This is a genomic window from Amycolatopsis ultiminotia, from assembly GCF_039536925.1.
In the GTDB taxonomy this organism is placed as follows: domain Bacteria; phylum Actinomycetota; class Actinomycetes; order Mycobacteriales; family Pseudonocardiaceae; genus Amycolatopsis; species Amycolatopsis ultiminotia.
Genome location: NZ_BAAAZN010000024.1, coordinates 70,947 through 90,487, shown reverse-complemented (window position 1 = coordinate 90,487; position 19,541 = coordinate 70,947). Strand labels below are relative to the sequence as shown.

Annotated in this window: 16 protein-coding genes; 7 read left to right on the top strand and 9 right to left on the bottom strand. The window is 71.9% G+C overall.

Translation table 11 applies throughout. The annotated features are described in order from the left end of the window. Positions 1-56: 56 nt before the first annotated feature. Positions 57-1,415: a M1 family metallopeptidase gene (locus ABD793_RS37335; protein WP_344868193.1), complete on the top strand. Its 1,359-nt coding sequence runs from the start codon at positions 57-59 to the stop codon at positions 1,413-1,415. A gap of 92 nt (positions 1,416-1,507) precedes the next feature. On the opposite strand, the gene ABD793_RS37330 is transcribed toward ABD793_RS37335, so the two are convergent. Then, positions 1,508-2,479, bottom strand: a complete 972-nt coding sequence (locus ABD793_RS37330; RefSeq protein ID WP_344868191.1) for an amidohydrolase family protein — start codon at positions 2,477-2,479, stop codon at positions 1,508-1,510. Positions 2,480-2,568: 89 nt separating this feature from the next. Between ABD793_RS37330 and ABD793_RS37325 the strand changes: the two genes are divergently transcribed. Next, entirely contained in the window at positions 2,569-3,045 is a 477-nt protein-coding gene (locus ABD793_RS37325) for a MarR family winged helix-turn-helix transcriptional regulator (protein WP_344868189.1), read from the top strand. 16 nt (positions 3,046-3,061) lie between these two features. On the opposite strand, the gene ABD793_RS37320 is transcribed toward ABD793_RS37325, so the two are convergent. Together ABD793_RS37320 and ABD793_RS37315 are read right to left on the bottom strand one after the other, a co-directional pair. Then, positions 3,062-3,886: an NAD-dependent epimerase/dehydratase family protein gene (locus ABD793_RS37320; RefSeq protein ID WP_344868188.1), complete on the bottom strand. Its 825-nt coding sequence runs from the start codon at positions 3,884-3,886 to the stop codon at positions 3,062-3,064. Positions 3,887-3,944: 58 nt separating this feature from the next. Next, the gene (locus ABD793_RS37315; RefSeq protein ID WP_344868187.1) at positions 3,945-4,784 is read right to left on the bottom strand and encodes an IclR family transcriptional regulator; all 840 of its coding nucleotides are present in this window, start codon (positions 4,782-4,784) and stop codon (positions 3,945-3,947) included. A 129-nt stretch (positions 4,785-4,913) separates the two neighbouring features. Here ABD793_RS37315 and ABD793_RS37310 point away from each other — a divergent pair, with 129 nt between their 5' ends. The 5 genes from ABD793_RS37310 to ABD793_RS37290 are packed head-to-tail and all read left to right on the top strand — an operon-like array spanning position 4,914 to position 10,056. Beyond that, positions 4,914-5,855 (top strand): 5-dehydro-4-deoxyglucarate dehydratase, encoded by a 942-nt coding sequence (locus tag ABD793_RS37310; protein WP_344868186.1) that lies wholly within the window; start codon positions 4,914-4,916, stop codon positions 5,853-5,855. Next, positions 5,855-7,111: a glucarate dehydratase family protein gene (locus tag ABD793_RS37305; RefSeq protein WP_344868185.1), complete on the top strand. Its 1,257-nt coding sequence runs from the start codon at positions 5,855-5,857 to the stop codon at positions 7,109-7,111. Before ABD793_RS37310 ends, ABD793_RS37305 begins: the two co-directional genes overlap by 1 nt. 4 nt (positions 7,112-7,115) lie before the next feature. Continuing rightward, entirely contained in the window at positions 7,116-8,264 is a 1,149-nt protein-coding gene (locus ABD793_RS37300; RefSeq protein ID WP_344868184.1) for a hypothetical protein, read from the top strand. Between the two features lie 16 nt (positions 8,265-8,280). Continuing rightward, positions 8,281-9,735: an aldehyde dehydrogenase (NADP(+)) gene (locus ABD793_RS37295; protein WP_344868183.1), complete on the top strand. Its 1,455-nt coding sequence runs from the start codon at positions 8,281-8,283 to the stop codon at positions 9,733-9,735. 27 nt (positions 9,736-9,762) lie between these two features. Beyond that, a complete protein-coding gene (locus ABD793_RS37290; RefSeq protein WP_344868181.1) occupies positions 9,763-10,056 on the top strand; it encodes a hypothetical protein in 294 nt (97 codons plus the stop codon). A 407-nt stretch (positions 10,057-10,463) separates the two neighbouring features. Here ABD793_RS37290 and ABD793_RS37285 read toward each other — a convergent pair whose 3' ends face one another. The 6 genes from ABD793_RS37285 to ABD793_RS37260 form a co-directional block, all read right to left on the bottom strand. Beyond that, a complete protein-coding gene (locus ABD793_RS37285; RefSeq protein WP_344868180.1) occupies positions 10,464-11,615 on the bottom strand; it encodes a VWA domain-containing protein in 1,152 nt (383 codons plus the stop codon). After that, complete coding sequence (locus ABD793_RS37280; RefSeq protein WP_344868179.1) at positions 11,612-13,798, bottom strand: DUF5682 family protein; 2,187 nt, start codon at positions 13,796-13,798, stop codon at positions 11,612-11,614. The genes ABD793_RS37285 and ABD793_RS37280 overlap by 4 nt, the downstream gene beginning before the upstream one ends. Continuing rightward, positions 13,795-14,880, bottom strand: a complete 1,086-nt coding sequence (locus ABD793_RS37275; RefSeq protein WP_344868178.1) for an ATP-binding protein — start codon at positions 14,878-14,880, stop codon at positions 13,795-13,797. Before ABD793_RS37275 ends, ABD793_RS37280 begins: the two co-directional genes overlap by 4 nt. Further along, entirely contained in the window at positions 14,877-16,316 is a 1,440-nt protein-coding gene (locus tag ABD793_RS37270) for a DUF5691 domain-containing protein (RefSeq protein ID WP_344868177.1), read from the bottom strand. Before ABD793_RS37270 ends, ABD793_RS37275 begins: the two co-directional genes overlap by 4 nt. A gap of 28 nt (positions 16,317-16,344) precedes the next feature. Then, positions 16,345-18,249, bottom strand: a complete 1,905-nt coding sequence (locus tag ABD793_RS37265; RefSeq protein ID WP_344868176.1) for an SWIM zinc finger family protein — start codon at positions 18,247-18,249, stop codon at positions 16,345-16,347. A gap of 112 nt (positions 18,250-18,361) precedes the next feature. Beyond that, complete coding sequence (locus ABD793_RS37260) at positions 18,362-19,516, bottom strand: NAD-dependent epimerase/dehydratase family protein (protein WP_344868175.1); 1,155 nt, start codon at positions 19,514-19,516, stop codon at positions 18,362-18,364. Positions 19,517-19,541: the final 25 nt, after the last annotated feature.

Genomic DNA, 19,541 nt, shown 5'->3' with positions numbered 1-19,541 from the left:
TGCGGGCGCGCAATGCTGGGAACGATCACGGCAGGCGAAAGCGGGGTTCTTCTCGGGTGAGTACGAAGGCAGCCGCGCCGGCGCCCGGCGCGGAAACCTCCGGCGATACGTATCTCCCCGGCCACGGCAACGGCGGTTACCGGGTCCGGCACTACGAATTGGACCTCGATTACCGCATCGGCCCCAACCGGCTCGCCGCCACGGCGGTGCTCACCTGCGTCGCCACCCAGGCGCTCTCCCGGTTCTCGTTCGACTTCGGCGAGTTCCGCGTGGCGCGGGTGCTGGTGGACGGCCGTGCCGCGAAGTACCTCCGGCGCGGGCTGAAACTGCAGATCAGACCGGCGCGGTCGGTGCCGGCCGGTGCGGTGTTCCGGGTGGAGGTCCGCTACTCGGGCAATCCGCGCCCGGTGCGCAGCCGGTGGGGCGACATCGGCTGGGACGAGCTGACCGACGGTTCGCTGGTGGCGAGCCAGCCGGTGGGCGCCCCCTCGTGGTTCCCGTGCAACGACCATCCCTCGGACAAGGCGGCCTACCGGGTCACGGTCGCCGCCTCGTCGCCGTATCTGGTGCTGGTGACCGGGAACCTGGTCTCGCGCTACTGCTCGGCGAGCACCACGAAGTGGGTGTACGAGCGTCCGGAACCGACTGCGGCGTACCTGATGAGTGTGCAGATCGGCCGCTACGACGACGTCGAGCTGGCCGGTGGCGCCTGGGTACCGGAGTCCGGCGCGGCGCCGGACGGGGTCGTCCAGCGGGCCGCGGTCCCGCCTCGGCTGCGCCGGCCGTTCGAGCGCGATTTCGCGCGGCAGGGCCGGATGATGGACGTGCTGCAGCAGTGGTTCGGGCCCTATCCGTTCGGTGAGTACGTGGTCGTGGTGACCGACGACGAGCTGGACGATCCGATCGAGGCGCAGGGCATGTCGATCTTCGGCGCCAACCACGTGGACGGCAGGCGCACACACGAGCGGCTGGTGGTGCACGAGCTGGCGCACCAGTGGTTCGGCAACAGCCTGACCGTGGCCGACTGGCGGCACATCTGGCTGAACGAGGGTTTCGCGACCTACACCGAATGGCTGTGGTCGGAGGAATCCGGCGGGGAATCCGCGGCTTCGCTCGCCCGCTTCTGGCACACGCGCATGCGGTCGCTGCCTGCCGACGTGGCGATCGGCGATCCGGGCGTGGCGCGGATGTTCGACGAGCGCGTGTACAAGCGGGGTGCGCTCACCCTGCACGCGTTGCGCGGCGAAATCGGGAATCCGGCGTTCTTCGCACTGGTGAAGGCGTGGGCAGTGGAGCATCGGCACGCAACTGTGCGCACCGCGGAGTTCACCGCGCTGGCGGACTCGTACGCGGGCCGCTCGCTGCACGCATTTTTCGCGGCCTGGCTGGAAAAGCCTGCGCTGCCTCGGCTCTGAGCTTCCTCGGTGGCGGCGGACCGGCTGGGCAGTCCGGCCGGCCGCCACGGAGGGGTTGCACGGGGGTCCGGTGTGCTGCTCCTCCGGCCGGGCTACGGCTTCAGGCCCAGGATGCGTTCGGCGTTCCCGTGCGCCACGCGTTCCTTGTCCGCTCGGGAGAGCGGTGCGGTGCGGAGGAATTCCGCCGCGTCCCGGGTCGGCTCGAAGGGGTAGTCGATCGAGAACATCACGTTGTCGATCCCGATCGTCTGGATCGCGTCGAGCAGCGCCGGGTGCGAGAACACGCCGGATGTGGTGATCGCGATGTTCCGGCCGAAGTACTCCGAAGGCAGTTTTTCCAGTGGCTGCTGGCGTTCGGGGTCGAGATGCCGGTAGTGCGTGTCGATGCGGTACAGCTGGGCGGGCAGGAACTCACCCATGTGCCCCAGGATGATCCGGGCGCCGGGGTACCGGTCGAAGATCCCGCCGAAGATCAGCCGCAGGGCGTGCCCGCCGACGCGCTGGTTCCAGCCCCAGGTCGCGTGGTCCAGGCCGGGGTATCCGCGCAGGACCTGCCATTCGTCGGAGGACACCGGATTCGGGTGGAGGTAGAGCGCGACCCCGAGCTCCTGCAGGGTTTCCCAGAACGGTGCGTACTGCGGCTCGTCCAGGAAGTGGCCGAGCGTGTGGTCGTTGACCAGCACTCCGCACAGGCCGAGGTCCAGCACGGCGCGGCGCAGTTCGGTGGCGGCTTCGCCGGGATCCTGCAGGGCGACCGTGGCCAGGCCCTGGAACCGGCCGGGGTGCTGTTCGACGACGGTGGCCAGGAAGTCGTTGGTCAAGCGGGCGTCGGCCACCGCGAGCCGCGGGTCCGGCTGCATCTGGACGCCGGGGGCGGTCAGTGACAGCACCTGCAGGTCGATCCCGTGTGCGTCCATCTCCGGGAGCCGGAGCTCGGTGAAGTCGACCAGCCTCCGTCGCCAGTCGGCGGCTGCTTCCGGCTGCACCGGAAGGTGCTTAAGCGGGGAGCCGTCGGTCGCCAGTTTGTCGTACCAGAAACCTTCTTCGAGGGCGATGACCTTCATGACAGTGCGCCTTTCCTGGTGGACTGGACGACGGCGGGCCCACCGTGAACCATTAAGTTACTTAATGGTCTGTCTGTTACTGTAGCACCGTGTCCACGCATGACAAGCCGTCCGCGGAACCGCTCGCCAGACTGCTGTGGCGGGCGCATCACTGGTTCCGCACCGAGGTGACCACGGGCCTGCAGGCCGGCCCCGGACCGCTGAGTCCCGCGCACGCGACCTTGCTGAGCCAGCTCGATCCCGGCGGTATGCCGATGTCCGACCTCGCCCGGCTGATCGGCGTGAGCAGCCCGGCGATGCACCAGGCGGTCCACCAGCTCGTCGACCTCGGGTTGCTGCAGGTCGTGCCGAACCCCCGCTCGGCGCGGTCCAAACTCGTCCTGCTCACCCCGGCAGGCAAGGCGCATCGACGGCAGGCGAGGGAGCTGCTCGCCGAAGTGGAAGCCGAACTGGCCCGCCGCATCGGGCAACGGCGGGTGACGGCGCTGCGTGACGCGTTGGAACAGGACTGGGGCGGCCCTGTCGCCGGCGGCCGGCCGACGGCCGATCCGGCCGGCTCGTCGTAGCCGGCCGGGCAGCGGGTCACATCGGGTTGAACTCGCCCAGCGGTGCGGTGCAGAACGGCCCGCCGACGTACTCCGCGGCAGCTCCGGACGGCGCCGGGTTCCCGGTCAGCTGCTCGGCGTAGGTCTCCGCGTTGTCGCGGGGCCGGTAGCCCAGCGCTTCGGCCTCAGCGAGTGAGTAGATCCGCCGGGTGTTGTCCGAGACGCCCCAGATCAGCCGGTAACCGGGGGAGGGCGCGGTGAGGCAGGACTCGAACAGCCGCGCCCCGTCGTCCGGGGAAAGCCAGGTGACCAGCCCGCGCGGGCCGAGTGGCAGTGGCGTCTCGAAGCATGAGCCGATCCGCACCACGATCACGTCCATGTCGAAACGTGCCGCGTAGAGGCTGCCGAGCGCTTCGATCGCTGCCTTGCTGACGCCGTAGTAGGTGTCCGGCCGCGGGCTCGAATCGGCGGGCAGTCCGGTCTCGCCGGCGTCGGCGATGCGGCGGAAGCCGACCGCGTGGTTGCTCGACGCGAGGACCACCCGCTTGATCCCGGCTTCGCGCGCTGCCTCCAGCACGGTGCGCGTGCCGTTGATGTTGACCTCGAGCGTCGCGTCCCAGGAGTTCTCCCGGCTGTGCCCGCCGAGGTGGATCAGTGCATCTGCGTCTTCGCAGGCGGCGGCCATCACGCCCGCGTCGGTGACCGACCCGGTCACGATCTCGACCGCTTCACCCGGCTCGGCCGCGGGCTGCCCGGCGAGGTCGAGCAGGCGAAGCACCCGTCCGGGCTTGCGCAGCCGGGGCCGCATCAGGGTGCCGACGACGCCGGCTGCTCCGGTGATCAGCACACGCTGGTCTGGCATGGGGTTCCTCTCCGGACGGGGATCGCCCCGCGGGCACGGGGCAGGGCAATGGCGGCGGTCAGCGGATGCCCGCCCGGCGCAGCTGCTGCCCGAGCTCGGCGGTGGTCTCGGCCAGCAGGATGCCCACGCGTTCGGCGTCGGCATCGGTCACCTGGCCGACCGGCATCGAACAGCTCATCGCGTCGGTGCCGGGGATGCGGTACGGGATCACCGCCGCGACGCAGCGCACGCCGGGAGTGCCCTCCTCGATCTCGGCCGCGTACCCGCGGTCGCGCGTGCGGGCGAGATCGGCGTGCAGTGCTTCGCGCGTGGTGATGGTGTGCTGGGTGAGCGGGGAGAGCTCGTCCGGCATGAGGTCTTCGATCTCGTCGTGCGTCAGCTCGGCCAGCAGTGCCTTGCCCAGTGCGGTGGCGTGCGCGGGCAGGGTCCGGCCGACGCGCGAGACCAGGTGCGTGGAGTGCTGCGACTCGCGCGTCTCCAGATACACCACCTCGGTGCGGTTGCGGCGGGCGAAGTGGGCGGTGAAGCCGGTCTTCTCCCGGATGCGCTCCAGTGCCTCGGTGGCGAACGGGACGATCGCGTCCCGGTCGAGGTAGGCCGTGCCGCAGATCAGCGCCCGCACGCCGAGCCGGTAGCGGGCCGAGTTCGCATCCGCTTCCAGCCAGCCTGCCTCCAGCAGGGTGCGCAGCAGACCGTGCAGACTGGAGCGTGGGAAACCGGTGCGCGCGTGCAGATCGGACAACGAGAGCCACACGTCGTTCGCGGCGAAGGTCTCGAGCAGATCGATGGCGCGCCGTGCGGACTTCACTCCCGAGGCTCCCGGCGCCTCGCCGGGGGCGGCAGCGGCAGCGGTGTCCGGGGTGCCCTGGTTGCCTGAGGCGTCCAGCTTCTGCGCCATGTGCGTCCTCCGACCGGGCCGTTGACTTGTGAGTCCGGCCATATTAGCGTCCGGAACAGCGTTCTTGTGGATGAACATAGTCACGATAACAGACTCCATTCAAGAATGTGAACATTGGAGCAGAAACTGATGGCACAGACCGAGATCGAGCTGGACGGCCTGCTGGCGTTCCCGCTGACGCCGTTCGCCGACGACCTCGAGGTCAATCTCGACGGGTTCGCGGAGAACGTGGAAAGCCATGTCGCCGCCGGTGCCGGTGCGCTGTTCGTCGCGTGCGGCACCGGGGAGTTCAGCTCGCTTTCGGCCGGTGAGGTCGCCGCCCTGCTGGCGAAAGCCCGTGAGGTGACCGCCGGCCGGGTGCCGGTGTGGGTCGGGGCCGGGGGAGGCGCCGCGGATGCGCGCGCGGGCGTGGCCGCGGCACAGGCCGGCGGTGCCGACGGGGTGCTGCTTCTCCCGCCGTATCTGGTCACCGGGCCGCAGGCGGGCCTGGTCGACTATGTGCGCTACGCGGCAGGCGACAGCACGGTGCCGGTGGTCGTGTACCACCGCGGCACCGGCGTGTTCACCGCGCCGACTGCGGCGAAGCTGCTGGACATCCCGTCGGTGGTGGGAATCAAGGACGGCTACGGCGACGTCGAGGCGATGACCCGCATCGTCACCACCATCCGCGCGCTGGGCACGAGGCGCGCCGACGAGTTCCTGTTCTTCAACGGTTTGCCCACCGCCGAGGTGTCCGCGAAGGCCTACGCGGCGATCGGCGTGGCCCGTTACTCCTCGGCAGTGCACTGCTTCGCTCCCGAGATCGCACACCGCTTCCACCGCGCGCTCGGCGAGGGCGACGAGGAGCCGATGGACGCGTTGCTCGCCGGGTTCTACCTGCCGCTGGTGTCCTTGCGCGACGAGACGCCCGGGTTCGCCGTGTCGCTGGTGAAGGCGGCTGCCCGGTTGCGGGGCGACAAGGTGGGCACGATCCGGCCGCCGCTGGTCGAGCCGACGACCGAGCAGATCGACCGGCTCGGCAAGATCGTCGAAGACGGGTTCGCCACGCTGAAGAGGATCGAGGGCCGCTGATGAAGATCCGTGACGTGGTGCTCACTCCGGTCGCGTTCGCGGATCCGCCGCTGCTGAACGTGATGGGCGTGCACGAGCCGTACGCGTTGCGCAGTGTGGTGCAGCTGGTGTGCGACGACGGCGTGCTCGGCCTCGGCGAGTCCTACGGCGACGCGGCGTTCCTCGGTGAGGTGCGCAAGGTCCTGCCGGAGCTGGCCGGGCAGGACGTGTTCGACCTGCCCGGGCTGAAGCGGATCGTCGCGCGCACGCTGGCGGGCACCGTGCTGACCGACGAGCACGGCCTGATCGGCGGGTTCTCCATCCGCAAGACCATCGCCAGCGTGTACTCGCTGTTCGAGGTGGCCTGCCTCGACGCGCAAGGGCAGGCGCTCGGCCGTCCGGTGGCAGACCTGCTCGGCGGCAAGACCCGCGACGCGGTGGAGTTCTCCGCTTACCTGTTCTACAAATACGGCGCCCACCTCGGCGCGGACGAGGACAGCTGGGGCGAGGTCGTCACCCCGGAGGCGCTCGTCGACGAGGCGAAGCGGATGGTCGGCGAGTACGGTTTCCGCTCGATCAAGCTCAAGGGCGGGGTCTTCGAACCGGAGCAGGAGATCGACGGCATCCGGGCGCTCGCCGGGGCGTTCCCCGGGCATCCGCTGCGGATCGACCCGAACGCGGCGTGGACGCCGGAGACGAGCGTCCGCGTCGCCGGGGAACTCGACGGCGTGCTGGAGTACCTCGAAGATCCGACCCCGGGCATCGAGGGCATGGCGCAGGTCGCGCAGCGGGCGAACATGCCGTTGGCCACCAACATGTGCGTGGTGAACTTCGGCGATATCGAGCCGGCGTTTCGCGCGCGGGCGATCGGTGTGCTGCTGTCGGACCACCACTTCTGGGGCGGGATGCGCGACACCCAGGCACTTTCGGTCACCTGCGAGAGCTTCGGCGTGGGGTTGTCCATGCACTCCAACAGCCACCTCGGCATCAGTCTCGCCGCGATGGTGCACGTGGCGGCCGCGACGCCGCATCTCAGTTACGCCTGTGACACGCACTGGCCGTGGAAGACCACCGACGTGATCGCGCCGGGTGCGCTGCGGTTCGTCGACGGTGCCGTGCCGGTGCCGGACAAGCCGGGCCTCGGCGTCGAACTGGACCAGGACGCGCTCGCCCGTGCGCACGAGGATTACCTCCGGTGTGGCCTGACCAAACGGGACGACGTGACCTACATGCGCAAGTACCGTCCCGGGTTCGAGCCGAACACGGCGAGGTGGTGATGCGGTGAAGGTGACCGGCTACGCCTATCCCTGGGATGTGCTCGGCGATCCGGGTTTCGTCGAACGCGTGCGGGACCTCGGCGTGGACGAGATCGCGGTGGCACTGACCTACCACAGCACCCGGGCGGCCACGCCGTGGTCGCCCGACCGTACTTCGGTGGTCGCCCGTACCGCCGCGGCGTACCGCCCGCTGCGCGAGGAGGTGTGGGCGGGTCACGAGCTGGTGCCTGCCGTCCCGGACTGGGTTGCTCAGCCCGACAGCGGCGGGGACGCCGTGCGGCTGGCGAACGCGGCCGGGCTGCCGTGCGCGGCGTGGCTCGTGCTGACCCACAATTCCCAGCTGGGCAACGCGTTTCCCGGGTATGCGGTGCAGAACTGCTTCGGTGAGACCTACCCGTGGGCGCTGTGCCCGTCGCAGCCGGCGGTGCGCGAGTACGCCGCCACGCTGACCGCCGAGGCGGTCGCGGGGCTGGAACTGTCGTCGGTGATCCTGGAAGCGTGCGGTCCGCTCGGCGCGGTGCACCAGCACCAGCACGAGAAGACCGACGGGGTGTGGGCGCCCGCGGTGGCGCGGCTGCTGTCCATCTGCTGCTGTGCCGCGTGCGCCGAAGGCTGGCTCGGGCAGAACCCGCAGGACGTGCGCGAGCGGCTGCGTACCGAGGTGCGCCGGTTGCTGGCCACTGCCGATCTCACGGTGACCGAGGACCGGCTTCCCGGATCGTTGAAAGACGTGCTGCTCGCCGGGCGGCAGCGGGCCACGGATGCCCTGCGTGCAGCGGTGCTCGCGAAACTGGAGCCCGGTACCCGGGTCGTGCTGCACGGAGCGCTGGATCCGTGGGTGACCGGTGCGCTGCCCGGACTCACCCCGACCGCGGCCGGCGACGCCGCGTCCGTGGTGCTGCAGAACTGGGCGCCGGGACAGCGCAGCGTCGACGCGGTGGCCGCGGCGCGGAAGGCGCTGCCCGCGCAGGTCGCGGTCGGCAGCTACGTCACCGCCGTCGCGGCAAGCCCGGTGCCGGACATCGAGGCCTACGTGCACCGGCTCGGCCAGGCAGGCGCCACCGAACTGCACCTCTACCATCTGGGCCTGGCAGGCCCCGCGCGGTGGCCGGACCTGCACTCCGCAGTCGCCGCCGCGCACGAAGCGTCTTGAACCGAACGAGGAGATCATGAGTCGAGAAACCTCCCCAGCCGACCTGGAGCGGGTGCTCACCGAGGCGGCCGCCGCTGCGCGGCCCTTCGCCGCCGGCACGCCCGCGGAGCGGGCCGGCTGGCTGATCGCCGTGGCCGACGCGCTGGACGCCGAGGCCGAGGAGCTGATCGCGCTCGCGCACGAGGAAAGCCACCTGCCCGCTGCTCCCCGGCTGAAGGGCGAACTGGCCCGGACCACCTTCCAGCTGCGGCTCTTCGGTGCGGTGCTGCGGGACGGCGCGTACCTCGGCGCCACGGTCGACCACGCCGATCCGGAGTGGCCGATGGGCCCGCGTCCGGACATCCGGCGGGTGCTGGTGCCGATCGGCCCGGTGCTGGTGTTCGCGGCGAGCAACTTCCCGTTCGCGTTCAGCGTGGCCGGCGGCGACACCGCGTCCGCGCTCGCCGCCGGATGCCCGGTCGTGCTGAAAGCGCATCCCGGGCACGAGGAGCTCTCCGCCCGCACCGGCGGGATCGTGGCCGCTGCGCTGGCCGCGGCCGGGGCTCCGGCCGGCGCGTTCGCCGTGATCCACGGGGTCGAGCAGGGGGTGACCGCGCTGAAGGACCCGCGGATCGCGGCCGCCTCGTTCACCGGTTCCGTGCCCGGTGGGCGGGCGTTGTTCGACATCGCGGTGTCGCGGCCGCACCCGATCCCGTTCTACGGCGAGCTGGGCAGCGTGAACCCGGTGGTCGTCACCCCGGGCGCGCTCGCCGCGCGGGGTGAGGCCGTGGCGAAGGCCTACACCGGATCGTTCAGCCTCGGTGCCGGGCAGTTCTGCACCAAACCCGGGCTGTTGTTCCTGCCTGAGGGCCACGGGCTGGACGACACGCTCCGCGAGGCTGTTGGCGCGGTCGCCCGGCAGGAGATGCTGAACGAGCGCATCGCCTCCGGGTTCACGGACAAGCTGGCCGAACTGCGCGAGGCACCGGGGGTCACGTCCCTGGTGGACGGCGACCGGCAGGATCTCGGCTGCACGCCGAGCCTGCTGAGCACCACCGCGAAGGAATTCCTGGCCGGCGGCGAGGCGGTGCGCGAGGAGCATTTCGGTCCCGCGTCGCTGATCGTCACCTACGCCGATCAGGCCGAACTGATCGAGGTCCTGGACACGCTGGACCCCGGCCTCACCGCCACCGTGCAGGGAGAGGATGACGAGGCCGAGTACGTGCGGGCGCTGCTGCCGTCGCTGACCCGGCTGGCCGGGCGGCTGCTGTGGAACGACTGGCCCACCGGCGTCACAGTGAGCTGGGCGCAGCAGCACGGCGGCCCGTACCCGGCGACCACTGCGCCGACCACGACGTCGGTCGGCACCGCGGCCATCGAGCGGTTCCTGCGCCCGGTGGCCTGGCAGGGCTTCCCGGACGCGCTGCTGCCCGAAGCCCTGCGTGCGGACAATCCGTGGCAGCTGCCCCGCCGCACCGACGGGACACGCTGACCCGCCACCTGAGCCCGCGGGCCGACGATGTCCTGGAAGGCGTTGCCGTGCCGGAGAACTGCGCTGCGCTCGGGGACCTCGGCCGGGGAAGCCGGCTACCGCGTCGTGGCCGGGTCCGTCCACTGTGGAGTCACGCGCCGCTCGGCCCGGCTGCCGAGGTACGCGCGGCTGCAGTCCGTCGCAGCGGGTAGCGGCACCCGGGGTGACGCGCTCGCCGGCGAGCGGCAGGTACTGATGCGGATCACGGCGGCGGTCGCGACCGTCGCAGCGGCGCTCACCTGGTGCGTCCGGGTGAACACGGCGACTGCGCAAGCCCGGTGACTGTGGGATAACACACTGCTCGCAAACTTCTACACTGCGAGTACTGTAGATGAAGTCACCGTCTCAGGATCAGCGTCCGCCGGCCTCGGCCGGAGCGGTTCGGACCGGCAGCTCGCCGGCCCCGATCCGGCGCCAGGGCCGCGTCCGAGTGCCGGTACGGCGCCGCACCGCGGAGATTCTGCCGGCGGGCAGGTTCGGCGCTACGAAGGTCGTTCCACTGCGGTGAGCCCAGATCTCCCCGCCGGGCCGGTGGTTCCCGACCCGGCCCGGCGGGGCCCCACCCGAAGCTGTCCGCCGCGTCAGCAGAGTCCGGGTGGGCGCTGGGAAACCGACGGCGTGCGAGCCCCGGTGGCTGCCGTCGCCGCCGAATCGGGGTGCGGCCGCATCCGGCTCCACCGGGTGCGCGGTCAGTCCCCGGCGGACCATCGGCGCAAATCCTCCTGGCGCAACGCGGCGGCCAGCAGATCCGGGAACAGGTCCGGGGTGCAGGCGAACGCGGGCACGCCCAGCTCGCCTAGTGCGGCGGCGTTCTCGTGGTCGTAGAACGGCGCACCCGAGTCGGACAGTGCCAGCAGCGCCACCACCTGGACCCCGGCGCCGGTCAGCTCGGCCACCCGGCGCAGCAGGCCGTCGCGGCCGCTGCCCTCGTACAGGTCGCTGATCAGGACCAGCAGCGTCTGTTCGGGGCGCTCGACCAGGCCCTGGCAGTAGGCCAGCGCGCGGCCGATGTCGGTGCCGCCGCCGAGCTGGGTGCCGAAGAGCAGGTCGACCGGATCGTCGAGGTGCTCGGTGAGGTCGGCGACCGCGGTGTCGAATGCGACGAACTTCGTGCTCAACGCCCGCATCGACGCCAGTGCCGCGCCGAACACCCCGGAGTACACCACGGATTCCGCCATCGACCCGGACTGATCCACGGCGAGCACCACATCCCGCCGGACGCTGTTGTTCCGGTGGCCGAAGCCGATCAGCCGTTCCGGTACGACCGTGCCCAGGCTGGGGGAGTAGTGCCGGAGATTCGCCCGCACCGTGCGGTCCCAGTCGATGTCCCCGCCGCGCGGCCGCCGTCCGCGGACGGCACGGTCGAGCACCCCGCGCACGGCCGACCGGGTGCGCTCGGCAAGCCGCTCCTCCAGTTCCGTGACGACCTTGTGCACGACCGCGCGGGCGGTCGCCTTGGTCTCCTCGGGCAGGACGCCGTTCAGCGACAGCAGGGTGCCGACCAGGTGCACGTCGGGTTCCACCGCGGCGAGCAGCTCCGGTTCCAGCAGCATCCGGGTGATCCCGAGCCGGTCCACCGCATCGCGCTGCAGCACCTGCACGACGGAACCGGGGAAGTACTGCCGGATGTCGCCGAGCCAGCGGGCGACCCGCGGCGCCGAGGCACCCAGCCCACCGCCGCGCCGACTGCCACCGCGCGTGGTCGCCGGGTTTTCGTCGTAGAGCTCGGCCAGCACGCCGTCCATCCCACTGTCCTCTTCGGACAGTCCACGGCCGGTGCCGTCTTCGGCACCCCCCAGTACGAGGCGCCAGCGGCGGAGATTCTCCGGATCGGGGCTCATCGGGCGGCTCCGCCCAGCAGGGTGGCGAAGACCGGCAGGACCTGCGCGCCCCGGTCGGCATCGACGAAGTCGTCCGCGGTGCGGCCGGCCGGGGCCGATCCGGCCGACAGCGCCGCGGCGCGTTCGCCGATGGCGCGCTTCTCCGGTCCGGCGAACGCGCCGAAAGTACGCCGGAGCAAGGGAAGCACCTCGGGGAACACTTCCGGGGGGATCGCGCCGAGCCAGCCGTCCACGACTCGCAGCATCCGCTCGTCGTGCACCAGCAGCAGTGCGCCCCCGGCGAAGAATCCTTCGACGAACGCCGCACCGTCGGCAGGCGGGACGCCGGCGGTGAGCGCCCGGCCCAGCCGCAGTTCGACTTCCGCGCTGTCGAGCAGGTCCGCGTCGTGCAGCAGCCGCACGATCCGCCCGGCGAGCAGCGGTGGCAGCACGGGGCGAGCGGCGAGCCGGGTCAACGCGGTGAGCCAGCGTTCCCGTGCGGTGTCGCCCAGCAGGTCGGCCGCTTCGTGCACCTCGTCCACCAGGTCGCAGAACCGCTCCGCCGCCTCTTCGTCGACCCCGTGCACGGCGGGCGGCAGCCCGGTGCAGACCCTGGCGAGGATCCGGTCGGCGACTTCGCGCAGCCGGGCGGTTTCGGTGCCTCGCACGTCGCCGTAACGGGTCGCACGTGCCAGCGGCGGCAGCGCGGCCATGAGGTGGGCGACATCCGCATCCGCGGCCGCACGGGAGTCGAGTGCGGTGAGCACTTCGGGCAGTGCGTCGCCGAGATCGGCCAGCAGGCAGTTCTCCACCGCGGCGGTGATGCCGGCCAGCGGCGGGGCCGCGGCAACGGTCTCGCGCACCACCGCGGCCGCGGCTGCGGGAACGGTGGTGCCGTGCGCGGCGGCCGCAACCAGGTCGACCTCGAATCCGGGCTCCCAGCACAGCGTCCACGTTTCCCGGAAGGTGCCTTTGCCGCGGATCGACGAGGTTTCCGGCGCACCCCAGCGGATGTCGAGCACCAGCAGGCGGTGCAGCAGCCGCGAGCGGTCGAGCCCGCCCGGCGTGCGCAGGTCGAGGTCGAGTTCCCTGGCCACCGGCTCGCGTTTGAGCCGCAGCCTGCGGGCGGTGGCGGTGAGGTCGGCGGCAAGTGGTGCCTGTGGCACGGATTCCGGTACCGCACCCAGCAGCTCGCCGACCACCATCCGGCGGGTGACCAGGTCGGCCTGCACGTCGTCGCCGCTGCACAGCACGGCGCGGGTGGCCGCGTCGACCTCGGCGAGCCCGGCCGAGGACCGGCCGCGCAGCGCGGCCAGCGTGTCCGCGAGGCGGACCGCTTCGATCACGTGCGCGGTCGAGACCGGGAGGTCCTCCTCCCGCAGCACGCCGGCGACCGCGGTGAGCCACCGGGTGGTCACGTCTTCGGTGGTGGTGAACAGGTGGTGGTACCAGCCGGGTGAGCGCACCCCCGCGCCGTATCCGGTCGTCACGGCGAGCCGCCCGTGCGTCCACGGCACCCAGGTGCAGACGACCTTGCGCTTCGGCAGTCCTTTGAGGACGGACTGGTCGCGGGTGGCGGGCGGCAGCGGATCGGCCAGCGCGGGCACGTGCCAGGCACCGCACACGACCGCGATCCGCTGGAACCCCTCCTTGCGGGTCTTGCGCAGCACCGAGCGCATGTACGCCTCGCGCCGCTGTTCGTGCGGATCGTCCGGCCGTTCGCCTTCCCGCAGCGCGGTCATCGCCTCCTCGATCACCTCGAACGGCGATTCCCCGCCGCGGCGCGATTCGACGAAGTCGTCCCACCACCGTTCGGGATCGTCGTAGCCGCCTGCCGCGGCGAGTTCGGCGAGTGGATCGGTGCGCGGCGGCGCGGATTCTTCGCCGGGGGTGAAGCGGTGTGCCGCGGGCAGATCGCAGAACCGCACCGGGACGCCGGCGGCTGTCGCGTAGCGCAATGCCTGCCATTCCGGGCTGAACACCGCGAACGGCCAGAACGCCGCCCGTGACACGTCGTCGGCGGCGTAGGCCAGCAACGCCACCGGCGGCCGCAGGTCTTCCCCGGCGGCGAGCCCGGCGAGCCGGTCGGCCTCCGGCGGCCCCTCGATCAGCACCACGTCCGGTGCCAGCTCGGCGAGCCGCGTGGCCACCGCCCGCGCCGAGCCCGGCCCGTGGTGGCGGATCCCGAGCAGGTGCGTGGTCATCCGGTGATCTCCTGGCCGGCGCGGTAGAAGTCGGCCCAGCCCTCGCGTTCCCGGACCACGGTCTCCAGGTACTCGGCCCAGATCGCACGGTCGGCCACCGGATCCTTCACCACGGCACCGTGGATGCCGGCCGCGACGTCGTGCGCCCGCAGCACCCCGTCGCCGAAGTGCGCGGCCAGCGCGAGGCCACCGGTGAGCACGCTGATCGCCTCCGCGGTGGACAGCGTGCCGGACGGGGTTTTGACCGCGGTGCGCCCGTCCTCGGTGCGGCCGGCCCGCAGCTCCCGGAACACCGTGACCACCCGGCGGATCTCGGCGAGATCGGCCGCTTCGGCGGGCAGCGACAGCGCCGCGCCCAGCTGCCCGACCCGGCGGCGGACGATTTCCACCTCGGCCTCGGCGGTGTCCGGCAACGGCAGCACCACCGTGTTGAACCGCCTCCGCAGTGCGCTGGACAGCTCGTTCACGCCCTTGTCCCGGTTGTTCGCGGTGGCCACCAGGGTGAACCCCGGCCGCGCCTGCACCTCGGTGCCGAGCTCCGGGATCGGCAGGGTCTTCTCGGACAGCACGGTGATCAGCGAGTCCTGCACGTCCGCCGGCACGCGGGTGAGCTCTTCGAGACGGGCGACCTTGCCCTCGCGCATCGCCCGCAGCACCGGGCTTTCCACCAGCGCGCGTTCGCTCGGGCCTTCGGCGATCAGGCGCGCGTAGTTCCAGCCGTAGCGGATCTGCTCCTCGGAGGTGCCCGCGGTGCCCTGGACGAGCAGCGTCGAATCACCGCTGATCGCGGCCGCGAGGTGCTCGGACACCCAGGTCTTCGCCGTGCCGGGCACGCCGAGCAGCAGCAGTGCCCGGTCCGTGGCGAGGGTGGCCACGGCGACCTCGATCAGCCGGCGCGGGCCCACGTACTTCGGGGTGATCTCGGTGCCGTCTTCGAGCCGGCCGCCGAGCAGGTAGGTGACCACCGACCAAGGCGACAGGTGCCAGGACGGCGGCTTGACCCGGTCGTCGGCCGCGGCGAGGGCGGCCAGCTCCACGGCGTGCTCCTCTTCGGCGTGCGGCCGCAGAACTGCGGATGTCATGAGAGCTCCTCGTGCATTTCGCGGCGGAAGGTGAGTGTTTCGGCGACGGCGCGCAGCCACGGGACGGCCTCGCCGGGCGGTGGCACCTCGGCCAGCGGGTGGCCGAGGCATTCCGGGGGCACCGCCTTGGCCACGAGCGCGGCCGCATGCGCGACGAGGCGGTGGTCGGGCTGCGCGGCGACCCAGTCGAGCAGCACCTGCCCGAGCGGCACCGGCCACGGGCGGGGCAGATCGAGGATCAGCCGGGTCAGCGACTCGATCGGCAGGCTGCGTGCCAGTTTCGCCACCGTGGCGGCCTGCTGGTCCGGCGACAGCACCCCGATCAGCGCGGCGGTGGCGCGCCCGCCCGGTTCGGCTTCCACCAGTGCCTGCGCCCAGCCTTCGTCGTGCTGCCGGAGGGCGGCGGTGGCCCAGCTTTCGCGAACCGCGTGCAGCGGCGGGCCCTCGACGAGCATCCCGGCCAGCTCGCCGGGGGTGCCGAAGGCGGCCCAGAACCGCAGGGGTGCCGAGGCGATGAGCGCACGCAACCGCGCCGTGCCCTGCCCCGGTCCGGGTGGCACCCGGATCCCGTCGCGCGGCATGGCCTCGTCCGGCTCCGGTGGGCTGAACTCGAGTACGTCGGCCCGCAGCGCGCGGGTGCGGACGGTGACGCATGCACGCAGCCGCGCGGCCATCCGTTCGCCGAAGGCAGATCGGGGGAACCGGCCGAACAGCCGTAGCGCGATCTCGCGAACGCCGGCGGCGCGGTCGCCCAGCGCTGCTTCGAGGAAGGGCTCGTCAGCGTCGGTGAGGTGTTCGCCGAGCAGAGTCAGGAACGTCGCCCGCAGGTCGGCGGGTTCGGTGCGCCAGGTGCTTTCCAGCGTCTCCCGGGCCAGGCCCGGATCGGTGCGGAGAGTGCGGGCCAGCCACGCCTGGCGTTGCGCGGAGTTGCCGAACTGCCAGGCGTCGGCGTCCCCCGCATCCGTTGCGACGAGGAACGCCCATTCGGGATTGCGCTGCCCGAGCCAGGTCCCGAGTGCGCCGGCCACCTCGGCGAGCGGGGCGCGCAGGGAAACCCGCGCGCGAGCCGCGTCGGCGAGCGCGGGCAGCTGTTCGGGGGGAATCCGGAGCCCTCTGGACGCGACCGCGTGCAGCCACTCCTCCAGCAACTCGGGACGGTGGGCGGATTCCAGCCGTACCAGCCTTTCCCGCGCTGCGGATGGGAGCAACGCCCGGCCGTCCGCGGCAGCGGGCTCCTCCGGCCGGACGCCGGCGAGCGCTTGCCACCCGGCGCGGCGATACCCGGTGAACGCGGCAGCGGCGACGAGTGCCTGCTCGGCCGGCTCGTCCCGGGTCTCGGCGAGGCGCCGGACGCCGTCCGGCAGCCCGGTCAGGTCGACCGGTCGCCGCCGGGTGCCGAGCAGCACCGCGCCGACCACCTCGTCCCATGCGGTCACGGCGTACCTCCGGCCGGGTCGGAATTGGTCACAGGCGCACCATCCCGCCGCGGTACCAGCAGGTGAGCGGCCACAGCCCGGCGTTGGTCCACTCGGCAGCCAGGGTCACCGATCCCTCCGCTGCGGCGGCCAGCAACGGCCACGGATCGACCGCCGCCGCAAGGGGAAGCGCCAGACCGTCCTCATCGGACACAGCCCAGCCGTCCGGCCGCCGCGCCGGGGACACCCGCGACAACAGCACCGGCCACCGATCGAGCCACGGATCCGCGGCGAGCGCCTCGCGGTAGGCGGACAACGCTTCGGTGATGCTGTCTGCCGGATCCGGGAAGCCTTGTGCCGCCACCGATTCCGCCGCGGCACCCGGGGGAACCCGGCCACCGGTGCCCGGACCCGGCCCGCCGACGGACGCGGCGGTATGACGGCCGGGCGCCGGGGTGCCGGGGTCGGCCGGGCGCCGGCCCGGCGGACGGCCGGACCGGGCATCCGGTGCCGCGCGATGACTCGTCGTCGACGTGGACCCGGCCGGATCCGTCGCAACCCGAGGCGCCGGCGAGGAGCGGTCCGGCGAGCGACCGGGCTGAGCAGCCGAGGTGGCGTCGTGGAGCACCGCGAGTGCACGACCGCACGCCGCGACCGGGACGGCCGGAACAGCGGCGATACCGGGGGCTGCCGGGGCACCGGGGGCTGCTGGATTGCCGGTGGCTGCTGGGAAGCGGGGAGCTTCTGGACGGCTTGGGACAGCGGGGAAGCCGGGAGCTTCTGGACGGCCGGGGTCCGCTGGATTGCCGATGCCCGTTGGGTGGCCGGCATCCGAGGGGAAACCGGGAGCCGATGGCGCGGGCTCGCGGTTGCCGGGGTCGTGTGGTGTGTCGTGCGCGGCGGGGGACGTTTCGCCTTGTCCGGGTGGAGATGCGGGGGAGGCGTCTTCCCGGTAGGTGAACAGTGCCCGCAGCGGTACTGCTCCTGGGTAGAAGGCCAGTTCGCCCGCGATCACGTGTCCTGGGGGCAGGGTGTTGTCCAGTGCGCGGCCGGGCGGGGCGAACGACAGCACCAGCGCGTCACGGCCGGTGTGCCTGCCCCGGAGCCAGGTGCGGCGGCTGCGCAGGGTTTCCTGGTCCTCGTCCGCCGCGCCGGTGACCAGCCACTGGTCTGCCACCCGCTCGCCGGATTCCGAAACCTGCGCCGTGCTCACCGGGAAACCCACCCGGGTCCGCACGGTGTCCGCCAGCGCGGCGGGCAGCTCCGCCAGCCGGGTCACCGCTCCGGCGAGCAGATGCAGCAACGACAGCTCCGCCAGCAGCTGTTCCGGCCAGTCGCGGCCGTGGCCGACGAGATCGGCCGCTCGGTGCAGGCCGCTCGCCAGGCCAGGGGCCCGCGCGTCGATCATCCGCGCGGCGAGCGTGCGCAGTTCCTCGCCGCCGCCGCGTTCCAGGCCGGCGAACCCGGCGGCCACCCGGTCGGTGAGCCAGTCCCGCATTTCCGCGGCACCGGCGGTGACCCGGGCGAGCCGGTCGCGCGCCCGTTTCGCCGCCGCCTCCGGGTCTTTCGGGCCCGCGGCGGACCGGGCCGCGGCAGCGCCCGCTCGCGCCGGCCCGGCCGCGCGTTCTTCCGGCCAGCCCCGCACCCAGTCCGGTTCCTCCGCCGAGGGCAGCCGCCCGGCGGACCACAGCAGCAGCAACCCCAGCACGTGCTTGCACGGGACCTTGCGGCTGGGGCAGCTGCACCGGAACGCCGGTCCGGCCGGCTCGACCGCGGTGCGGTACGGCGTCTTCCCGCTGCCGAGACAGGCACCCCACACCGCCCGTCCGGACGCGCCGGTGCCGGACCACCTCGACGGCACCGCCAGCCCGCGCGCAGCTCTCGCCGCCGCCGGGTCCGGCGCGAGCCCGTTCACCCGGTCCGCGCTCCAGCGCGCCGTCACCTCGCCTGCCACGTTTCCCTTGCCGCTCGGTCGATCTCCACCCCTGCCGGGGCTGACCGGAGAAGCATCGCATCCGGTACCGACAATTCCGGAGCGGACGGCCGAGCGGCCGGGAACCGCGGGCTCAGGACTTGATCGCGCCCCGCCAGCGCACGGTCGGGCGCATCCGGTCGTCGTCCACCCGGTGCTTGTTGGCGCCGACCAGGTCGAACATCGTCTCGATCAGGGTGTCCGAGAGCAGGTGCGGCTGCAGGCCCAGCTCGACGAGCCCGGTGTGCTTCACGTGGTAGTAGTGCTCGGCCTGCTCGACCCGCGGGTTGTCCAGCTGTTCGATCTGCACCGGCCCGGGGAAGCAGTTCGCCACGATGTCCGCGATCTGCGCCACCGAATAACTCTCGGTCATCTGGTTGAACACCCGGAACTCACCACGGTCGGCCGGGTTCTCCACGGCCAGCCGGATGCATTCCACGGTGTCGCGGATGTCGATCAGGCCACGGGTCTGCGCGCCCTGGCCGTACACCGTGAGCGGCTGCCCCAGCACGGCCTGGATGACGAACCGGTTGAGCACCGTGCCGAAGACCGCGTCGTAGTCGAACCGCGTGGCCAGCCGCGGATCGAGCACGGTCTGCGTGGTCTGCTGGCCGTACACCACGCCCTGGTTCAGGTCGGTCGCGCGCAGATCCCAGATCCGGCAGGCGAACTCGATGTTGTGCGAGTCGTGCACCTTCGACAGGTGGTAGAACGACCCCGGCTTCTTCGGGTACAGCATCCGGTCGCGGCGGCCGTTGTGCTCGACGTCGAGCCAGCCTTCCTCGATGTCGATGTTCGGCGTTCCGTACTCGCCCATCGTGCCGAGCTTGACCAGGTGGATGTCCGGGTCGATCTCGGCGATCGCGTACAGCAGGTTCAGATTGCCGACGACGTTGTTGTGCTGGGTGTACACGGCGTGCTCGCGGTCGATCATCGAATACGGCGCGGACCGCTGCTCGGCGAAGTGCACGATCGACTCGGGCCGGAAGTCGCGCACGGTGTCGAAGACGAACTCGGCGTCCAGCAGGTCGCCTTCGTAGGAGGCGATCGTCTTGCCGGACACTTCCTGCCACGCCTCGACGCGGGTGGCCAGGTCTTCGATCGGCACGAGACTTTCGGTGCCCAGCTCCACGTCGTAGCCGCGCCGCGCGAAATTGTCCAGAACGGCCACTTCGTGACCTTTGTCCGACAGGTGCAGCGCGGTGGGCCAGCCGAGGTAGCCGTCACCGCCGAGAACCAGCACTCGCATGGAGGAGCCTTTCCGTTCGTTGTGC

What these genes read in the sequence shown, in the direction of transcription:
- ABD793_RS37330 (WP_344868191.1), bottom strand. Translation starts at nt 2,479, where the DNA reads ATGAAGGTCATCGCCCTCGAAGAAGGTTTCTGGTACGACAAACTGGCG.
- ABD793_RS37320 (WP_344868188.1), bottom strand. Translation starts at nt 3,886, where the DNA reads ATGCCAGACCAGCGTGTGCTGATCACCGGAGCAGCCGGCGTCGTCGGC.
- ABD793_RS37315 (WP_344868187.1), bottom strand. Translation starts at nt 4,784, where the DNA reads ATGGCGCAGAAGCTGGACGCCTCAGGCAACCAGGGCACCCCGGACACC.
- ABD793_RS37310 (WP_344868186.1), top strand. Translation starts at nt 4,914, where the DNA reads ATGGCACAGACCGAGATCGAGCTGGACGGCCTGCTGGCGTTCCCGCTG.
- ABD793_RS37305 (WP_344868185.1), top strand. Translation starts at nt 5,855, where the DNA reads ATGAAGATCCGTGACGTGGTGCTCACTCCGGTCGCGTTCGCGGATCCG.
- ABD793_RS37295 (WP_344868183.1), top strand. Translation starts at nt 8,281, where the DNA reads ATGAGTCGAGAAACCTCCCCAGCCGACCTGGAGCGGGTGCTCACCGAG.
- ABD793_RS37290 (WP_344868181.1), top strand. Translation starts at nt 9,763, where the DNA reads ATGTCCTGGAAGGCGTTGCCGTGCCGGAGAACTGCGCTGCGCTCGGGG.
- ABD793_RS37285 (WP_344868180.1), bottom strand. Translation starts at nt 11,615, where the DNA reads ATGAGCCCCGATCCGGAGAATCTCCGCCGCTGGCGCCTCGTACTGGGG.
- ABD793_RS37280 (WP_344868179.1), bottom strand. Translation starts at nt 13,798, where the DNA reads ATGACCACGCACCTGCTCGGGATCCGCCACCACGGGCCGGGCTCGGCG.
- ABD793_RS37275 (WP_344868178.1), bottom strand. Translation starts at nt 14,880, where the DNA reads ATGACATCCGCAGTTCTGCGGCCGCACGCCGAAGAGGAGCACGCCGTG.
- ABD793_RS37260 (WP_344868175.1), bottom strand. Translation starts at nt 19,516, where the DNA reads ATGCGAGTGCTGGTTCTCGGCGGTGACGGCTACCTCGGCTGGCCCACC.